Annotated in this window: 18 protein-coding genes; 10 read left to right on the top strand and 8 right to left on the bottom strand. The window is 70.2% G+C overall.

All coding sequences use genetic code 11. The annotated features are described in order from the left end of the window. Nucleotides 1–144: 144 nt before the first annotated feature. From ACYVF3_RS01065 to ACYVF3_RS01045, 5 genes are all read left to right on the top strand, one after another. Nucleotides 145–918 (top strand): S1 family peptidase, encoded by a 774-nt coding sequence (locus ACYVF3_RS01065; RefSeq protein ID WP_461152403.1) that lies wholly within the window; start codon nt 145–147, stop codon nt 916–918. Nucleotides 919–1,070: 152 nt separating this feature from the next. Next, nucleotides 1,071–2,465, top strand: a complete 1,395-nt coding sequence (locus tag ACYVF3_RS01060) for a class II fumarate hydratase (RefSeq protein ID WP_461152402.1) — start codon at nt 1,071–1,073, stop codon at nt 2,463–2,465. Nucleotides 2,466–2,506: 41 nt separating this feature from the next. Further along, the gene (locus ACYVF3_RS01055) at nt 2,507–4,021 is read left to right on the top strand and encodes an ATP-dependent DNA ligase (protein ID WP_461152401.1); all 1,515 of its coding nucleotides are present in this window, start codon (nt 2,507–2,509) and stop codon (nt 4,019–4,021) included. Nucleotides 4,022–4,034: 13 nt separating this feature from the next. Beyond that, a complete protein-coding gene (locus ACYVF3_RS01050) occupies nt 4,035–4,451 on the top strand; it encodes a DUF4288 domain-containing protein (RefSeq protein WP_461152400.1) in 417 nt (138 codons plus the stop codon). A gap of 190 nt (nt 4,452–4,641) precedes the next feature. Next, complete coding sequence (locus ACYVF3_RS01045; protein WP_461152399.1) at nt 4,642–6,081, top strand: GuaB1 family IMP dehydrogenase-related protein; 1,440 nt, start codon at nt 4,642–4,644, stop codon at nt 6,079–6,081. An 80-nt stretch (nt 6,082–6,161) separates the two neighbouring features. On the opposite strand, the gene ACYVF3_RS01040 is transcribed toward ACYVF3_RS01045, so the two are convergent. Further along, the gene (locus tag ACYVF3_RS01040) at nt 6,162–7,538 is read right to left on the bottom strand and encodes a PhoH family protein (RefSeq protein ID WP_461152398.1); all 1,377 of its coding nucleotides are present in this window, start codon (nt 7,536–7,538) and stop codon (nt 6,162–6,164) included. A gap of 452 nt (nt 7,539–7,990) precedes the next feature. Beyond that, on the bottom strand, nt 7,991–9,205 hold the full coding sequence (locus ACYVF3_RS01035; protein ID WP_461152397.1) for a DUF885 domain-containing protein: 1,215 nt from the start codon (nt 9,203–9,205) through the stop codon (nt 7,991–7,993). A 263-nt stretch (nt 9,206–9,468) separates the two neighbouring features. Between ACYVF3_RS01035 and ACYVF3_RS01030 the strand changes: the two genes are divergently transcribed. Together ACYVF3_RS01030 and ACYVF3_RS01025 are read left to right on the top strand one after the other, a co-directional pair. Then, complete coding sequence (locus ACYVF3_RS01030; protein WP_145742748.1) at nt 9,469–9,714, top strand: hypothetical protein; 246 nt, start codon at nt 9,469–9,471, stop codon at nt 9,712–9,714. Between the two features lie 253 nt (nt 9,715–9,967). Further along, a complete protein-coding gene (locus tag ACYVF3_RS01025) occupies nt 9,968–10,213 on the top strand; it encodes a hypothetical protein (protein WP_186459552.1) in 246 nt (81 codons plus the stop codon). Nucleotides 10,214–10,275: 62 nt separating this feature from the next. Here ACYVF3_RS01025 and ACYVF3_RS01020 read toward each other — a convergent pair whose 3' ends face one another. Continuing rightward, nucleotides 10,276–11,052 (bottom strand): isoprenyl transferase, encoded by a 777-nt coding sequence (locus ACYVF3_RS01020; protein WP_461152396.1) that lies wholly within the window; start codon nt 11,050–11,052, stop codon nt 10,276–10,278. A 143-nt stretch (nt 11,053–11,195) separates the two neighbouring features. On the opposite strand from ACYVF3_RS01020, the gene trhA reads away from it, so the two are divergent. Then, on the top strand, nt 11,196–11,873 hold the full coding sequence (gene trhA / locus ACYVF3_RS01015) for a PAQR family membrane homeostasis protein TrhA (RefSeq protein ID WP_461152395.1): 678 nt from the start codon (nt 11,196–11,198) through the stop codon (nt 11,871–11,873). On the opposite strand, the gene ACYVF3_RS01010 is transcribed toward trhA, so the two are convergent. From ACYVF3_RS01010 to mca, 3 genes are all read right to left on the bottom strand, one after another. Beyond that, the gene (locus ACYVF3_RS01010; RefSeq protein ID WP_461152394.1) at nt 11,864–13,876 is read right to left on the bottom strand and encodes a thioredoxin domain-containing protein; all 2,013 of its coding nucleotides are present in this window, start codon (nt 13,874–13,876) and stop codon (nt 11,864–11,866) included. The two genes, trhA and ACYVF3_RS01010, sit on opposite strands and share 10 nt — an antisense overlap. A 106-nt stretch (nt 13,877–13,982) precedes the next feature. Beyond that, a complete protein-coding gene (locus ACYVF3_RS01005) occupies nt 13,983–14,318 on the bottom strand; it encodes a hypothetical protein (protein WP_461152393.1) in 336 nt (111 codons plus the stop codon). Further along, nucleotides 14,315–15,199 (bottom strand): mycothiol conjugate amidase Mca, encoded by an 885-nt coding sequence (mca, locus tag ACYVF3_RS01000; RefSeq protein ID WP_461152392.1) that lies wholly within the window; start codon nt 15,197–15,199, stop codon nt 14,315–14,317. Before mca ends, ACYVF3_RS01005 begins: the two co-directional genes overlap by 4 nt. 204 nt (nt 15,200–15,403) lie before the next feature. Here mca and ACYVF3_RS00995 point away from each other — a divergent pair, with 204 nt between their 5' ends. After that, complete coding sequence (locus tag ACYVF3_RS00995; protein WP_461152391.1) at nt 15,404–15,844, top strand: DUF4307 domain-containing protein; 441 nt, start codon at nt 15,404–15,406, stop codon at nt 15,842–15,844. A 192-nt stretch (nt 15,845–16,036) separates the two neighbouring features. Next, nucleotides 16,037–16,525, top strand: a complete 489-nt coding sequence (gene greA, locus ACYVF3_RS00990; RefSeq protein WP_461152390.1) for a transcription elongation factor GreA — start codon at nt 16,037–16,039, stop codon at nt 16,523–16,525. Nucleotides 16,526–16,658: 133 nt separating this feature from the next. Here greA and ACYVF3_RS00985 read toward each other — a convergent pair whose 3' ends face one another. Further along, a complete protein-coding gene (locus tag ACYVF3_RS00985) occupies nt 16,659–17,186 on the bottom strand; it encodes an Lrp/AsnC family transcriptional regulator (RefSeq protein ID WP_461152389.1) in 528 nt (175 codons plus the stop codon). A 15-nt stretch (nt 17,187–17,201) separates the two neighbouring features. Next, a complete protein-coding gene (gene ilvA / locus ACYVF3_RS00980; protein WP_461152388.1) occupies nt 17,202–18,413 on the bottom strand; it encodes a threonine ammonia-lyase in 1,212 nt (403 codons plus the stop codon). Nucleotides 18,414–18,491: the final 78 nt, after the last annotated feature.

Genomic DNA, 18,491 nt, shown 5'->3' with positions numbered 1-18,491 from the left:
CTAGCCCGATCCGGCCGGTGTGTCCCCACTTCGCCTCCGCTGCGCCGATCAGCGCAATCTGCTGCAGCGTGCAGCGGTACCTGGCACTGCTCCTCGCACCTACTTTTCCCCGAAAAGGGGATCTTGTCGGGGAGGGGAATCTCAGTGAAGAGAACATCCGCAGTGCTCAGCGGCATCGCCGCGCTCGCGCTCAGCGCGGGCTTCGCACCATCGGCTCAAGCGATCGACAACCCGGGCACGCTGATCGTCGGGGGCGGCGACGCGACCGAGTCCTACGAGTGGATGGCCTCGCTGCAGCGCGAGGGTTCGCACAGCTGCGGCGCATCGCTCATCGACGAGCAGTGGGTGCTCACCGCCGCGCACTGCGTCGTCGACGCGGCACCTGCCGACCTCGGCCTGCGGATCGGCAGCCCGACCTGGAACAGCGGCGGCACCGAAGCCGGCGTCTCGCAGGTCGTCGTGCACCCGGACTACGAGTCCAAGACGCCCAACGGCGACATCGCGCTGGTCAAGCTCGACCACGCGGTGTCCGAGACGCCGATCGAGATCGCCGACGCCTCCGGGCCCGACGGCACTCCCTCGCGGATCATCGGCTGGGGCGTGACCTGCCCGGTGCGCGGCTGCGGTCAGCCGCCCGAGCAGCTGAAGGAGCTGGAGACCAACGTCGCACCGGACTCGCAGTGCACGCTGAGCTCCATCGACGGACCCAGCGAGATCTGCACGTCCAGCAAGGAGCTGCTGGCCAACTCCTGCTTCGGCGACTCCGGTGGACCGCAGCTGGAAGGCACCCCGGGCGACTGGAAGCTCACCGGCGTGACCAGCCGACTGGGCAGCCCGGTCCCGGTCTGCGGCACGGCGCCCTCGGTCTACACCGACGCCACCGCCTACCAGGACTGGATCTCGGCCACCACCAGCTGAGAGCTCGACAAAGCCCGCTCCTGGGCTCCGGGGGCGGGCTTTGTCAGATCAGCCACCTTGATCGTTCCAGCACGACCGCTTCCAGGGGGAACGCCCGGCCGGTGGGGCGCGCCACGCTGACCCGAGCCGCTGATCGGCGGGACACTTCGAGCATGGCTGAAACCCAATACCGGATCGAACACGACACGATGGGCGAGGTGCGGGTGCCCGCCGACGCCCTCTACCGCGCGCAGACCCAGCGGGCCGTGGAGAACTTCCCCATCTCCGGCCGGGGCTTGGAACGCGCGCAGATCCGCGCGCTCGGCCTGCTCAAGGCCGCGACCGCACGGGTCAACGGCCGGCTGGGCGTGCTCGACGCGGACGTCGCCGACGCCATCGCCCGCGCAGCCGACGAGGTCGCCGAAGGCGCGCACGACGAGCACTTCCCGATCGACGTCTTCCAGACCGGCTCGGGCACCTCGTCGAACATGAACGCCAACGAGGTCATCGCCACCCTCGCCTCCCGGGCGCTGGACCGCGACGTGCACCCGAACGACCACGTCAACGCCTCGCAGTCGTCCAACGACACCTTCCCGACGACCATCCACGTGGCCGCGACCGAAGCCGTGCTCGCCGACCTCATCCCGGCGCTGGAGCACCTGGCCACCACCATCGAAGGCCGTGCCGCCGAGTGGACCGAGGTCGTCAAGTCCGGCCGCACGCACCTGATGGACGCGGTGCCGATCACCCTCGCGCAGGAAGCCGGGGCGTGGGCGTCGCAGGTCCGCTACGGCGTGGAGCGGCTGCGGACCAGCCTGGAGCGGCTGGGCGAACTGCCCATCGGCGGCACCGCCGTCGGCTCCGGCCTCAACGCACCCGATGGCTTCGGCCGCGCCGTCTCCGAGGAGCTCGCGCGCGTGACCGGTCTGCCGCTGACCGAGGCCCGCGATCACTTCGAGGCGCAGGCCGCGCAGGACTCCGTCGTGGAGGCCTCCGGGCACATGCGCACGGTGGCGGTCAGCCTCACCAAGATCGCCAACGACGTGCGCTGGCTCGGCTCCGGACCGCGCACCGGCCTGGCCGAGCTGGCGCTGCCCGACCTGCAGCCGGGGTCATCGATCATGCCCGGCAAGGTCAACCCGGTGATCCCGGAGGCCACGCTCCAGGTCGTCGCGCAGGTGATCGGCAACGACGCCGCCGTGGCGTTCGCCGGATCGCAGGGCAACTTCCAGCTCAACGTGATGCTGCCGGTCATCGCCCGCAACGTGCTCGAATCGGCCCGCCTGCTCAGCGCGGTGTCCCGGCAGCTGGCCGACAAGGTCTTCGCCGGGGTGCAGGTCAACGACCAGCAGGCCCGCGCCTACGCCGAGGGCTCGCCGTCGATCGTCACGCCGCTCAACCGCTACATCGGCTACGAGGAGGCCGCCGCGATCGCCAAGCAGGCCCTCAAGGAGCGCAAGCCCATCCGCGAGGTCGTCCTCGAACGCGGTCACGTGGAGTCCGGCAAGCTCACGATCGAGCAGCTCGACGAGGCCCTCGACGTCCTCCGGATGGCCAACGGCGGCTGATCCGGCACCCGGATGTCGGTGCGGAGCAGCACCATGGCGACATGGTGCTGCTCTCGGACGTCGTCGCGGTCTCCACCGACGTCGCGGCGACATCGTCGCGCAAGGCGAAAACGGCGGCGATCGCCGCCCTGCTGCGCGCGCTCGAACCGCAGGAGATCGCACCCGCGACCGCGCTGCTGGCCGGGGAACTGCCCGGCGGCCGGGCCGGAGTGGGCTGGTCGACGTTGTCCTCGCTGAGCGCCGCGCCCGCACCGGAGCCGCGGCTGACCATCGGGACCGTGGCGGAGACCGTCGACGAAGTGCGGGAGATCAGCGGCTCGGGGTCGGCTCAGCGACGGTCCGAGGCGCTGGTCCGGCTCCTCGGCGAGGCCACCGGCGACGAGCAGTCCTTCCTGGTCCGGTTGTTCGGCGGCGAGCTCCGGCAAGGCGCGCTGGAAGGCGTGATGGTCGAGGCCATCGCCGCGGCGGCCGAGGTGCGCACCGAGGCCGTCCGCCGCGCGTTCATGCTCTCCGGACGGCTCCCCGCCACCGCGGAAGCGGCGTTGCGCGGCGGTGAACCCGAGCTCGCCGAGTTCCGGCTGGAGCTGGGCAGGCCGATCCGGCCGATGCTGGCCTCCCCCGCCGACACCCTCGACGCCGCGCTGGCCGAGCTCGGCGAGTGCAGCGTCGAGCACAAGCTCGACGGGGCCCGCATCCAGGTGCACCGCCACGGCGACGAGGTGCGCGTCTACACCCGCACGCTCCGCGAGATCACCCGCAACGTCGCCGAGCTCGTCGAGCTGGTGCGCGGCCTGGACTGCCGCTCGGTGGTGCTCGACGGCGAAACGCTGGCCCTGGACGACGCCGGACGTCCCCGCCCGTTCCAGGAGACGATGGCCCGCTTCGGGGCCCAGGAACAGCGCGCCGAGCTGCTGCACCCGTACTTCTTCGACTGCCTGCACCTCGACGGCACCGATCTGCTCGACCGCCCGCTGCGCGACCGGCTGGAGGCGTTGGAGCAGGTCGCGGCCGGACACCGGATCCCCGGCGTCCTGGCCCCCACCTCGGAGGATGCCGCGGCGGTGTTCGACGACGCGCTGGCGCGCGGCCACGAGGGCGTGGTCGTCAAGGACCTCGCCTCGCCCTACGCGGCGGGCAGGCGGGGCAAGGCGTGGCGCAAGGTCAAACCCGAGCACACCCTCGACCTGGTCGTGCTGGCCGCCGAGTGGGGCCACGGCCGGCGCCGCGGTTACCTGTCCAACCTGCACCTCGGCGCGCGCGACCCCGACGGCGGTCCGCCGATCATGGTCGGCAAGACCTTCAAGGGCCTCACCGACGAGCTGTTGGCCTGGCAGACCGAGGAGTTCCAGCGGCGGTCCACCGGCGGTGACGACTGGACCGTGCACCTCGTCCCGGAGCTGGTGGTGGAGATCGAGCTCGACGGCGCGCAGACCAGCACCCGCTACCCCGGCGGTGTCGCGCTGCGCTTCGCGCGCGTGCTGCGCTACCGGCCCGACAAGGACGCGGCCGAGGCCGACACCATCGAGGCGGTTCGCGGGATGCTCCGCGGCGGGTGAGATCCTGGGGGGTATGAGCAGCGAGGAGTTCGACGAAGCCGTCGGTTCGATCGACATCGGACCGGGAACCATCGACCCGCGCGACTTCCAGCAGCGCGCGTCCTCGGTCGAGCTCGACCACTACGTCGCCGTGCTCCTGCTGGAAGCCCACTCCGAGGGGCAGCGCCCGTTCTACGAGGAGTCCTTCGTCCTGCTCACGGCCGAGTCGCCGGAGGAGGCCGCGGAGAAGGCCCGCGAGTGCGGCAAGCAGCAGGAGACCAGCTACGAGGACGAGAACCACCAGCAGGTGAGCTGGAAGCTCAAGCAGATCGTCGAGGTCAAGCCGCTGGAGGACGCGACCTTCGACGACGGCTCGGAGCTGTTCAGCCGGTTCTTCCGCAACTACGACGCCTACGCGTCCCTCGAAGCCCTCACCGAAGACGACGCCTGACGGGATTCCGAACCTGACCGGTGGGCAGTTTTGGTCCGAACCGCCCGGGAGCGATGTCCGTTTCGTCGGGTCAATTCGGACCAAAACTGCCCACGGATGACCACCGTCATGCCGTCCTGACCTCGAACGTTCCCGGATGAGGTGGTCGGGAGAGCACGGCGCCGGCTCGCGGCACGTATCGTGGTGACACGTGCAGTTCTTGAACGGGCAACAGCCCTCCACCGACCTGACCTACGACGACGTCTTCCTGGCGCCCCGGCGCTCGGGAGTCGAGTCCCGCTTCGACGTCGACCTGTCGACCAGCGACGGGACCGGCGCGACGCTGCCGATCGTGGTCGCGAACATGACCGCAGTGGCCGGCAGGCGCATGGCCGAGACCATGGCCCGCCGCGGCGGCCTGGTGATCCTGCCGCAGGACGTCGACCCGAGCGCCGTCTCCGAGATCGTGTCCTGGGTCAAGACCCGGCACCCGCTGTGGGACACCCCGCTGGCGTTGCACTCCGAGGACGCGGTCGCCGACGCCCTGAACCTGCTGCCCAAGCGCGCGCACGGTGCGCTGGTCGTGGTCGACGACGAGGGCAAGCCGCTCGGCGTCGTCGACGAGGCCGCCTGCACCGGCGTGGACCGGTTCGCCCGGGTCGGCGAGGTCGCCGACTCCCACCCCGTGGTGCTGCCGCTGGAGACGGACTCGCGCGAGGTCTTCGAGCAGCTGCACAAGCAGGGCCGCAACGTCGCGATCGCGGTCGACGCCGAAGGCAGGCTCGCCGGGATCATGACCAAGAAGGGCGCGCTGCGCGCCGCCATCTACACCCCCGCCCTGGACGACGAGGGTCGGCTGCGGGTCGCCGCCGCGATCGGCGTGAACGGCGACGTCGCCGCCAAGGCATCGGCGCTGCTGGAGGCCGGGGTGGACACGCTGGTCGTGGACACCGCGCACGGTCACCAGGAGAAGATGATCGCCGCGCTCAAGGCCGTCCGCTCCGCGAGCCCGACCGTTCCGGTCGTCGCGGGCAACGTGGTCACCGCCGAGGGCGTGCGCGACCTGGTCGACGCCGGTGCGGACGTGATCAAGGTCGGTGTCGGGCCGGGCGCGATGTGCACGACCCGAATGATGACCGGCGTCGGCCGCCCGCAGTTCTCCGCGGTCGCCGAGTGCGCCGCGGAGGCGCGCAGGCTCGGCAAGCACGTGTGGGCCGACGGCGGCGTGCGTCACCCGCGCGACGTGGCGCTGGCGCTGGCCGCCGGAGCCTCGTCGGTGATGGTCGGTTCGTGGTTCGCCGGAACCTACGAGTCGCCCGGGGACCTGCAGCGCGACGAGCACGGCCGCGCCTACAAGGAGTCCTTCGGCATGGCCTCCAAGCGCGCCGTGTCGGCCCGGACCCGCACCGACAGCGCCTACGACCAGGCCAGGAAGGGCCTGTTCGAGGAGGGCATCTCCAGCTCCCGGATGCGGATCGACCCGCAGAACCCGGGCGTGGAAGACCTCCTGGACCAGATCACCTCGGGCGTCCGCTCGTCCTGCACCTACGCGGGCGCGCACACGCTCGCGGAGTTCCACGAGCGCGCGCTGGTGGGCATCCAGTCGGCCGCCGGCTTCGCCGAGGGCCGACCCCTCCCCTCCGGCTGGTGATCTTCGACCGCCTGCCCTCTGGGGAGTGGCCTGTTGGGGTGGGGGAAGTTTTCATGAGAACTTCCCCCACCCAACGAGGGTCAGGGCGTGTGCTCGCCCTCCAGGAGCTCGGTCACCAGGGCCGCGATCGGACTCCGCTCCGACCGGGTCAGGGTCACGTGGGCGAACAGGGGGTGCCCCTTGAGCTTCTCGATGACCGCCGCGATGCCGTCGTGCCTGCCCACCCGCAGGTTGTCCCGCTGCGCGACGTCGTGGGTGAGCACCACCCGCGAGTTCGCGCCGAGCCGCGAGAGGACCGTCAGCAGCACGTTGCGCTCCAGCGACTGGGCCTCGTCGACGATGACGAAGGCGTCGTGCAGCGAACGGCCGCGGATGTGGGTCAGCGGCAGCACTTCGAGCATGCCGCGGTCCATGATCTCTTCCAGCACGTTCTCGCTGGCGTGAGCACCGAGCGTGTCGAAGACGGCCTGCGCCCAGGGCGCCATCTTCTCGCCCTCCGAGCCCGGCAGGTAGCCGAGCTCCTGCCCGCCGACGGCGTAGACCGGCCGGAACACCACGACCTTGCGGTGCTGCTGGCGTTCGAGCACCGACTCCAGACCCGCGCACAGCGCGAGCGCCGACTTGCCGGTACCCGCCCGACCGCCGAGCGAGACGATCCCGACCTCGGGATCCATCAGCAGTTCGAGGGCGATCCGCTGCTCCGCCGAGCGACCGTGCAGCCCGAAGACCTCACGATCGCCCCGCACCAGCCGGACCTGCTTGTCCGCGGTGACGCGGCCGAGGGCGCTCTGCTGGCCCGCCAGCACCCGCACACCGGTGTTCGGCGGCAGGTCCCTGGTCTCTTCGAGATCGGCGATGCCGTCCTTGAACAGCGAGTCCACCGAGTCCGAACCGACGTCGATGTCCGCCATGCCGCTCCAGCCCGACGACACGACGTCCTGAGCGCGGTACTCCTCGGCGGCCAGGTTCACCGACGCCGCCTTGACCCGCAGCGGCATGTCCTTCGTGACGAGCACGACCTCGCGGCCCTCGGCGGCGAGGTTGAGCGAACAGGCCAGGATGCGGGAGTCGTTGGAGTCCGTGCGGAAGCCCGGCGGGAGGATCGACGGGTCGGAGTGGTTCAGCTCCACGTGGACGTCGCCGCCCTCGGAGTTGACCGGCACCGGGTAGTCCAGCCGACCGTGCCTGATGCGCAGATCGTCGAGCACGCGCAGGGCTTCGCGGGCGAACCAGCCGAGTTCGGGGTGGTGTCGCTTCCCCTCCAGCTCGGATATGACCACCACCGGGAGCACCACGTCGTGCTCGGCGAATCGGGCCATAGCCCACGGATCGGACAGCAGGACCGAAGTGTCCAGGACGTAGGTGCGTACCTCGGAGTCACCGCCAGCTGCGGTGTGCGCGGGCTCGTCGCTGCGGACGGCTTCGTGCGCCTGAGGCTGGGAACGTCGTGCGGTCACGGCTACTCCCTCGCGGACGTGCCGAACACGCCCGCTCGTCGGTGGGCCGGGCCTGCCCCCGTCGCGCTCCCGCTGGACCGTCCGGTCCACCGACGCCGCGCGCGGGCCGGGCACCGACCCCCTCCGCGACCAAGGTGGACGTGTGAACGTCCGCTCCAGCCAACAGCCACGATCAGGGCCTCCCGGACGGGCCGCGTTCGGACGTGCAAGAGAAGAACGGCCCGTCACCAGCGAACGCTACCTGCGAGATCGCGTTTGAGCAGACAGCCACTTAGGTGATTCGAACCATCATCGCGCTCACCGCGTGCTACTGGTGGGTTTTCCCAGGTCAGATGGTTAATAGAAGGTTTCCAGACGATTCGTCAGCAGGTCAGAACACGTCCGAGGAGCGCGACGAGATCGAACGAAATTCAACACTCCCGGTGATCGCTACTGCTCTTTTCGGGTGAAATTCACGCGTGCACGCGTGCCGCGATCTCGGCGCGAACGAGCTCTGGTACAAGCGCTTCGTCAAGCAATCGGCGGTAACGATCGGCGCTCGATGTCCCCTCCAGGCCGGGCGCGAGCCACTCCCCCAGGAGCCGCCGCCCCTCCACGTAGGTCGTGATGTAGGCCCGCCACAGCGGATCGCGGAGGAAGCGGATCAGGTGCGCCGCCCGGTCCTCCGGCATGAGAGCCCAGCGGCGTAGATGATCGATCACCTCCCGCTCCGGCCTGCCCTGCACGTGCAGCATCAGCAGCGCGTCCTGGCGCACCGCCTGCAGCCGGTCCAGGACCGCCTGCAGGCGTTCGGCGAGCTCGCCGTCCACCGAGATGCCGAGGTCGGCGAAGAGCGCCGCCACCCACGCTCCCCAGCCCTCGCCGACCACTGCGCTCAGCCCCATCTCGGCGAGCCCTTCGGCGAGCACGCACTGCGGGCTGTTGACCAGGACGATCGAGTGCTCCGGGTGGGTGCGGGCGATCCCGGCGGCCTTGCGGCAGCGCTCGGTGTGGTGACCGGGGTAGGCCTCGTGCGCGACCAGCTGGGGCAGCGTCGAGGCGCGGCGGACGACGTCGGCGTTCACCCACACCCGCGAGGAGAACTCGCCGAGGTGCTCGTTGAACCCGCTCCACGGCCGGTCCGCGACCACCCGGTACCGCACCCGCTCCTGCACCGGGAGCCCGAAGCCGGCCCTGACCCGCCCGCGCAGCGCCGCGGACACCGCGTTCAGGCACGGCTCCAGGCTCCCGGGCGGCAGCGCGTCGCGGCGCCGGACCGCGGCCAGCCGCTCGCCGAGCCCACCCGTTCCCGGCAGCAGCCCGTCCAGCTCGCGGTGGGCATCTCGGTACTCGTCCGGGTCGCCGACCTGCGGATCGACCTGGAAGCACGCCCGCACCTCGTCGGCGAAGGGCAGCCCCCTCCCGCCCAGCCGGAGCCCGGTCGCCTCCAGCGCGGTGAGCTGAGCGTCGAGGAAGCGCTTGCGGGGCTCGGCGAGCTCGCAGTCGGCCAGCTCCGCGCGCAGCTCGCGGGCTCGCGCGGCGAGGCGGAGCGGATCAGGGCGCGGTTCGTGGCGGACGCGGACGCGCAGTGACGGGTTTCCCGCGAAGGAGTCGACCAGGCCGGGTTCGAGTCGGTCGAACCGCAACCCCAGCCGGACGTAGTCAGACACCAGCCGCGCCGAGTCCACGCCTGGACGGTACGCCCCGGCGACACGCGGGTGATCGTCCGCTTTCTCCGAAATCGCGCCCCAGAAAAAGTGCTGGGCTTTTTCGGCAAATACTCGTGAGTACATGAGCCCTGGCGGGATCAGTACACACAATGGTGGTATCCAAGTGTCGCGTTCCACAACCCCTGGTTACGTTTCAAGCCAGGTGCTTCACTCGCTTCGGAATTCACTCTTCCGGGCAGAAGCACGCACTTGCTCAACTCATCTCATCAAGGAGCAACGCTGTGCTGAAGAAAGCAGTGATTGTCGCCGGTGCCGTCGCCGGTCTGCTCGCCCTGGCCCCCGTCGCCAACGCCGACAGCGAGGACAACGACGGCATCAACCTCCTCAACGACAACAACGTGAGCGTCCTTCCGGTTCAGCTGTGCGGCAACAACGTTGCCGTCCTGGGCGCCGTGGTTCCGATCGCCTCGCCGAACTCCTCCGAGTGCGTCAACGCGCCGATCGTGGATCACCCGAGCGCGGGCTGACGCCTCGCCGACGGGAACGGGAGCGCCGGGGAAGTTCCGGCGCTCCCGTTTTCGTGCGCGCGCAAATTCCACTCCTACCAGGGATTTGCTGATTCGCGTTCACACAATGGTGTTACGCAATTTGGGCGAAGGGCGCGTTCGCTGTAGTTTGCGACCGGAACACACCACACTCGGTCTCCCATCCGGGCTTTGTACAGAGTCCGTTGGTGTGAACTCCGAATCCCGCGGAATTCCTAAAGGAGAGTGACCTCAAGTGCTGAAGAAGGCAGTGATTGTCGCCGGTGCCGCCGCAGGCCTGCTGGCCCTGGCGCCCGTCGCCAACGCCGACAGCTCGGACAACGACGGCGTGAACGTGCTCAACGACAACAACCTCAGCGTCCTGCCGGTGCAGGCCTGCGGTAACAACGTCGCGGTGCTCGGCGCGGTCGTCCCGATCCTGTCGCCGCAGGCCAGCGAGTGCGTCAACGCCCCGGTCGTGGACCACCCGTCCGCTGGCTGAGCGAGCTGATCGCATCGGAAAGGCCAGGTCATCTCCGACCTGGCCTTTCCGCATGTTCGGGGTCAGCGGCCCAGTCGGCGGTGCCGGACGGCGTAGTCGCGCAGCGCGCGCAGGAAGTCGACGCGGCGGAACTCCGGCCAGTAGGCCTCGGTGAACCAGAACTCGGAGTGCGCCGATTGCCAGAGCATGAACCCGGACAAGCGCTGCTCCCCCGAGGTGCGGATGAGCAGGTCCGGGTCCGGCTGACCCGAGGTGTAGAGGTGCTCGGCGATGTGGTCGACCGTCAGGACCTCGGCGAGCTCTTCGATCGTGGTCCCGGCTTCGGCGTGCTGCTGGAGCAGCTTGCGGACCGCGTCAGCGATCTCCCGCCTGCCTCCGTAACCGACCGCGACGTTGACCTGCATCCCGGTCCGGCCCTCGGTCCGCAACGCCCCGGCCGTGAGCCGGGCGGCGGTCTCCGTGGGCAGCACGTCCAGGGCACCGACGATCCGCACCCGCCACGACTTGCCCGGACCGGTGAGCTCGTCGACCACCCCGGCGATGATCCCCATCAGGGCGTTGAGCTCGTTCTCGCTGCGGTTGAGGTTGTCGGTGGACAACAACCACAGGGTGGCCACCTCGACCTGCGCCTCTTCGCACCAGCTGAGCATTTCCGCGATCTTGAGCGCGCCGGCCCGGTGTCCGTGCGCCGCGTCCAGACCAGCTTCCTTGGCCCATCTGCGATTGCCGTCCAGGATGACGCCGACGTGCCTGGGATGCTGCAGCCCATCGAGCTTCCGGCTGAGCCGTCGCTCGTAGACCGAGTACATGAGTTCTTTCAACCGAACCTTGAGCGCCACGCCAGATGAGACTACGCGGACGGCGATTTTCCGCGATGAGCGGTGCCCGTCGTCCCCACGGCGCGCCGGTCCCGCCCCACGCGCCCCTCGGAGCAACGGACATCACAACCGACGGAAACCTACGGTCCCGTAACCTTTGAGTCGTGACCAACGCCGTCTCCTCCCGAGTCCCGCACGCGATCACCAAACCGCGGATGCGCGGTTGGATCCACTTCTGGTCGTTGCTGGCGTTCTTCGCCGCCGGCGCGACGCTCATCTCGCTGGCCGCCGCGACGGTGTCCGGTGAAGCCGCGCTGGGCACCTCGATCTACTCGGCGACCGTGCTCGGCCTGTTCGGCGTGAGCGCGCTCTACCACCGCAAGACCTGGAACTCGGTCGGCGCGCGCACCTGGATGCGACGGCTCGACCACTCGATGATCTTCCTGTTCATCGCGGGCACCTACACACCGCTCGCGATGATCGCGATGCAGCCGACGACCGGCGCCGTCGTGCTCGCCGTGGTCTGGACGGGCGCGCTCGGCGGCGTGGTCCTCAAGCTCGCCTGGCCGAACGCGCCGCGCTGGGTCGGCGTCCCGGTCTACATCGCGCTGGGCTGGGTGGCCGTGTTCGTGCTCCCCGACCTGCTCAACAACGCCGGTGTGGCCGTGCTGGTGCTGCTCATCGTCGGTGGCGCCCTCTACACGCTGGGCGCGATCTTCTACGCCACCCGCTGGCCGGACCCGTGGCCCAAGACCTTCGGGTACCACGAGTTCTTCCACTCGACGGTCACCGCGGCGGCGATCTGCCACCACGTGGCCATCTGGCTCGCGCTCTACGCCTGAGCCAGGTTCTCCACCAGGTCACCGGAGTTCGTGACGGGGCGGTCGCAGACGTAGCCGCGGCAGACGTAGGCGGCCGCTTCCCCGTCGACCAGGGGCCGGTCGGCGAGCAGCGGAACCCCGGCCGCTCCGGGCGTCGAGGAGACCACGACGGCGCCTCCGGGCACCCTGCGGTGGGCGATGGCGAGGAGTTCCGCTCGCGCGGTCTCGTCCGGTCCCACGACCGCGACCTGCAGCGGCCCCTGGGCTCGCGCCTCGGCGACGGCCAGCCAGTGCCCGGCGAAGCGGGGTGCGCGCTGGGCGAGCAGACCCGCCCGGGACAGCGCCTGCTCGGCGGCGGCCCGGTAGCGGCCGGTGTCACCCGGGCCGACCAGGGCCGATGCGGTGAGCAGCGCCGAGGTCAGGGCCGAGGCCCCGGACGGGCTGGCGTTGTCGGTGGGGTCGGAGGGCCTGCGCACCAGGGTTTCGCCGTCGGCGGCGGTGTCGTGGAACGTACCCGGGTGCTCGGCGTCGGCGAACTGCTCCAGCGCGACGTCCAGGAGCTCGCACGCGGTGGTCAGCCAGCGCGGGTCGGCGGTGGCCTGGTGCAGCGACAGGAGCCCGTCGGCGAAGCAGGCGTAGTCCTCCAGCACTCCCGCTGCCGTCCCGGCGACGCCCTCCCGCGAGGTCCGCAGCAGCCTCCCGCCCGCGAGGTGCGTCGACAGCAGCAGCTCGGCGGCACCGGCCGCGGCCTCCACCCAGGACGGTTCCTCCAATGCGGCCGCGGCCTCCACCAGCGCGGTGATGGCCATGCCGTTCCAGGCGGTGACGACCTTGTCGTCCTTGCCCGGCTGGGAACGCTGCTCCCGGGCGGTCAGCAGGCGCTCCCGCACCCGCGACCACCGGTCCGGGTCGTCGGGATCGTGCGGCAGCTGCGCCGTCGACGCCCCTTCCTCGAAGGTGCCTTCCGGGGTGATGACCAGCAGCGACGCCGCCCAGTCGCCGTCCTCTTCACCGAGCACCTCGCGCAGCTGCTCGGGAGTCCACACGTAGGTCAGGCCTTCGACGCCGTCGGTGTCGGCGTCCAGCGACGCCGCGAAACCACCCTCGGGCGTGCGCAGGTCGCGGAGCAGGAACCCCGCCGTCTCCCTGGCGACCCGGGCGGCGAGGGCGTCGCCGAGCCTGCCCAGGTGCGCGTAGGCGCGCAGCAGCAGGGCGTTGTCGTAGAGCATCTTCTCGAAGTGCGGGACGACCCAGGCGGCGTCGACGCTGTACCGCGCGAAACCACCCGCCAGCTGGTCGTAGATGCCGCCGCGCGCCATCGCGGAGCAGCAGTGCTCGGCCAGTTCGAGCGCTTCGGCCGATCCGGTCCGCTCGTGGTGGCGCAGCAGGAACTCCAGCACCATCGACGGCGGGAATTTCGGCGCGTCGCCGAAACCGCCGTTCTGGCGATCGGCTTCGCCGCGCAGCCGGCCGACCGCGCCGGTCAGCACCTCGTCGTCGAGGATCGACTCCGGAAGCGGTGAGCGCTGCTCGTTGAGCTGCTCGACGATGCGGGTCGCGGCCTTGCGGACCTCGTCGCCGCGCCCGTCCCAGGCCTGCGCGACTGCGGCGAGCAGCTGCGAGAACGACGGCATCCCGGGCATCGGCGAGCCCGGGTAGTAGGTGCCGCAGTGGAACGGTTCGCCGTCGGGCGTGAGGAAGCAGGTCATCGGCCAGCCGCCCTGGCCGGTCATGGCCTGGGTCGCCTCCATGTAGACCGCGTCGATGTCGGGCCGCTCCTCGCGGTCCACCTTGATGTTGACGAAGTGCTCGTTCATCAGGCGAGCGGTGTCGTCGTCCTCGAAGGACTCGTGCGCCATCACGTGGCACCAGTGGCAGGCGGCGTACCCGACCGACAGCAGCACCGGGACGTCCCGGCGGCGCGCCTCGGCGAACGCCTCCGGGCCCCACGGCCACCAGTCGACCGGGTTGTCCGCGTGCTGGAGGAGGTACGGACTCGTCGAGTCCGCGAGCCGGTTCGCCATGCCCTCACCCTCCCATTTCGATCATCACACCGCACTGGTGAGGGTGGCCCCGGGAAAGCGCGACGGGGCCACCCGGTGTCCCGGATGGCCCCGTCGCGCGCAGGTCCTACTCGGTCTTCGCCTTGGAGCCCTTCGGCTCCTCGGCGCCCTCCGATCCCTCGGACTTCTCGGCCTCCTCGGCTTCCTTCGCCGCTTGGGCCTCGGCTCGCTTGACGCGGGCCGGTGTGGCCGCGTTGGCCTTGTCCTCGTCGAAGACCACCGGCAGCTTCTTCAGGTGCTTGGTCATGGAGCGGACCAGCAGTACCACCGCGATGGCGAACACGATCAGCAGCACCAGGCCGAGCGGGGAGGACTTGCCGAAGTCCTCGCCCTGCCCGCCCGGGTCCTGCGGCGGACCGGGCGTCTGGGCCAGCACCAGTGCGACGGTCTCCTGGGCACTCATGCGCACACCTTCTCCTGCACGCCGGTGAACAGGTCGTCCTCCGGCAACGTCGTGTCGACCAGCGAACGCACCAGCTCGTAGTCCTCGGTCGGCCACAGCTCGCGCTGGACCTCGCACGAGACCGCGAACCAGCGGCTCGTCGGGTCGATCTGGGTCGCGTGGGCGCGCAACGCGTCGTCCCGCTTCTCGAAGTATTCCCCGCACGGCACGCGCGTGGTGACCCGGTCGTCCGGGTCGGGGCGGTTCTGCGCGTCCCAGCGCTCGAGCCAGTCGGTGTAGGGCGATTCCTTGCCCTCGCCGAGCAGCGACTCGTGGAACAGCTGCATGCGCTTGCGGGCGAATCCGTGCGAGTAGTAGAGCTTCAGCGGCTGCCAGGGCTCGCCGTCGCCCTTGAACAGGTCGGGGTCCCCGGCCGCGTCGAAGGCGGCGACGGAGATCTCGTGGCACCGGATGTGGTCGGGGTGCGGGTAGCCGCCGTTCTCGTCGTAGGTGATCACGACGTGCGGGCGGAACTCCCGCACGACCTTGACGAGCTCGCGCGTGGATTCCTCGACCGGGACCGTGGCGAACACGCCCTCCGGCAGCGCGGGCACCGGGTCGCCCTCCGGCAGCCCGGAATCGACGTAGCCGAGCCAGCGGTGCTCGACGCCGAGGATCTCGGCCGCGTTGGCCATCTCCTGGCGGCGCACCTCGGTCAGGTTCTCGACGACCTCGGGCCGGTCCATCGCCGGGTTGAGGATGCTGCCTGCTTCACCTCCCGTGCAGGTGACCACCATCACGTCGTGACCCTCGGCCACGTAACGCGCGGTGGTCGCGGCCCCCTTGCTGGACTCGTCGTCCGGGTGCGCGTGCACCGTCATCAGTCGCAGCTTGTCCGCCATCGCCCGCTTGTTCCTCCCGCTAGTAGCAGCATCCGCCCTGTGCGAGGCCCCCAAGTCCTCGACGGCCCCGCCGTCGGCCCGCTGGGCGCTCCAGGGATACTCAACGTGGATGTCGTCCTCCATTGTTCCCGGTGGAGCCGACTTCCCGGCCCTCACCCCTTGTGGTTCCGGCCGCAGATCCACCGCCCGCGTCGAAAGGCCGCCGTGACGCAGCAGCAGGTCCCACCGGATCGGTACGGCTCGCGCGCTCGCAGCGCGCGCACCCGTCCCGTCCTGCGCTGGGCACTGCTCGTGGTCGTGGGCCTGGCCTTCACGGGCGTCGCGCTCATCGGCTTCCGCAACCTCGGCTCCACGCCCATCCAGGGCAAGCAGGTCGCCTTCGAGGTGATCGACGACCACTCCGTGCGGGTCACCCTCGAAGTCCAGCGGGACGACCCGCAGCGCCCCGCGGACTGCGTGGTGCGCGGCCGTTCCGAGGACGGCGAGGAAGTCGGCAGGCGCGAGGTCCTGGTTCACCCGGCGAACGGCGTGACTCGGCAGGACACTGTGCTTCGTACCTCCGTCCGAGCGACCATCGGGGAGGTGTACGGCTGCACTTACAACGTTCCTGAATATTTGTCCACTCACACGCGGCCAACCGGGTGAAGCGCCCCGCTGCACGTCGGGCGGGAGGAGAATCCGGCCCCTTTGCGTGCTGATTCGTGCTATCGTCGAGCGCAGCACGGCCCCCGCTGAGGGCCGTGTTTTTCCGTTACTTGGCATTGGCTGAGAAAAGGGCGGAATTGCAATTTGACCCGCGGGTAGTGCGGGTCGAGAAGTCGACGAGGAGTGGTGACCGTGAGCGAGACCCAGGTGACCTGGCTGACCCAGGATGCTTACGACCGGCTCAAGGGTGAGCTGGACGAGCTCGTGGCCAACCGCCCGGTGATCGCCGCGAAGATCAACGAAGCCCGCGAGGAAGGCGACCTGCGCGAGAACGGCGGGTACCACGCCGCCCGCGAGGAGCAGGGCCAGGTCGAGTCCCGCATCCGCCAGTTGCAGGAACTCCTGCGTACCGCCCAGGTCGGCGACGTGCCCACCGAGTCGGGCGTGGCCAAGCCCGGTTCTGTGCTGACCGTCCGCTACGACGGCGAGGACGAGACCGAGCAGTTCCTGCTCGCCAACCGCGAAGAGGGCGCGCACGGCGACCTCGAGGTCTACTCCCCCAGCTCCCCGCTGGGCAAGGCTCTGCTGGACGCCGAGGAGGGCGAGAGCCGCGAGTACGAACTGCCCAACGGCGGCAACATGAAGGTCACGCTCGTCAAGGCCGAGCCCTTCAACGGCTGATCTTTCATCGCGCACTTCATTGACGCGCAGCGGCTTCGAGTCGCTGCGCGTCCCTTTGTTGATCTGGCTTCACAGGGCATATATGCGGTGAAACCTTGATGCGGTTTCACCGCAATTAAGAATCGATACCGAGCTAATCCGCTCGGTCCGCTGGCGTTCCGGTTTCCGGGACGCCCGCTCGCTTTTCCCCGGAAAGTCGGCGCAGCAGCGGACGCACTCTCGGCGGTACCGGAGTGGACAGCGCGATCGACGTGGAGGTGCGGCGCACACCGGGAACTCCGACCACCTCGTCGATCACCCGCTGCAGGTCGTCGTTGGACCGGGCGACCATCCGCACGAACAGGTCGCCCTGACCGGTGGTCGCGTGCACCTCGCACACCTCGTCGATCGCGGCCAGCGCGTCGGCCACGACCCCGCGGTGCCCCTGCGCGATCTCCAGCACCGCGAACGCGGTGAGCCCGTAGCCCATCGCGGCCAGGTCCAGCTCGGGCGGGAACCCCTGCAGGACGCCGCGCTGGACGAGCCGGTCCAGCCTGGCCTGCACGGTGCCGCGGGCGACGCCGAGCCGGCGGGAGCACTCCAGCACGCCCAGCCGCGGCTCGTCGGACAGCAGGAGCAGCAGCCGGGCGTCCAGCTCGTCGGGACCGTGGGTCGCAGTCAAGTGGGAACTCCTTGCTCAGCGGCGGGCGAGGATCGTGTAACCGGCGTCTTCGAGCTGGGTCACGACGTACTCGCGGTGCTCCTGGCCTCTGGTCTCCAGCGAGACCTCCACGTCGACCTCCCCGAGGGCGAGCGCGCCGGAGATCCGGGAGTGCTCGATGTCGATGACGTTGGCGTTGAGCTCGCCGAGCTTGGCCAGCATCGCGGCGAGCGAACCGGGCCGGTCGGGCAACCGGACCCGCAGCGACAGGTACCGACCGGCCGAGGTCATGCCGTGCTGGATCAGCTGGAGCATCAGCAGCGGATCGATGTTGCCGCCCGAGATCACCGCGGCGGTCGGCGAGACGACCTGCTCGGGGTGTTCCAGCAGCGCCGCCACCGCGGCGACGCCGGCCGGCTCGACGACGAGCTTCGCCCGCTCCAGGCACAGCAGCAGGGCCCGCGAAAGCGACTCCTCGCTGACCGTGAGGACCCCGTCCACCAGGTCCGACACGTGAGCGAAGGTCACCGCGCCCGGTTCGCCGACGGCGATCCCGTCGGCCATCGTCTGGGTGTCGCTGATCGGGACGGGCTTCCCGGCGGCCAGCGACACCGGCCACGCGGCGGCGCGCTCCGCCTGGACGGCCAGCACCCGCACGTCGGGGCGCGTGGCCTTGACCGCAGCCGCCACTCCCGCGACCAGCCCTCCCCCGCCGGTCGGCACGAGGATGGTGCGCACCTCGGGGAGCTGCTCCAGGATTTCGAGCCCTACAGTACCTTGACCTGCGACGATGTCCGGGTGGTCGAAGGGGTGGATGAACTCCGCGCCGGTCCGCTCGGCGTGCTCCTTGGCGGCGGCGAGGGTTTCGGCGAGCACCGCGCCGTGCAGCGTCACCTCGGCGCCGTAGGCCTTGGTCGCGGCGAGCTTCGGCAGCGGGGCCCGCTCGGGCATGTAGACGGTGGCGGGGATGCCCAGCAGCTGCGCCGCCAGCGCGACGCCCTGCGCGTGGTTGCCTGCGCTGGCCGCCACCACTCCGGCGGCCCGGCGCTCGGCGGGGAGCCCGAGCAGCCGCACGTAGGCCCCGCGCAACTTGAAGGAGCCGGTGCGCTGGAGGTTCTCGCACTTGAGGTGGACCTCACCGCCGGTGTGCTCGCCGAGCATCCGGGAGTGCTCCATCGGTGTCCGCCGGGCCACCTTGGCGAGCAGGGCGTCCGCTTCGCGGATTCGTTCCAGGTCGACGAGCTGCATGGGGCAATCGTGCCACCGCTGATCTACCGGTACTAGCGCCGCGGGTTCGGTACGCTCGGTGGACGGACCGGTCACCGA

Source organism: Saccharopolyspora tripterygii, from assembly GCF_054778355.1.
The sequence above is the reverse complement of the archived record's forward strand: the minus strand, read 5'-3'. Positions and strand labels throughout refer to the sequence as shown.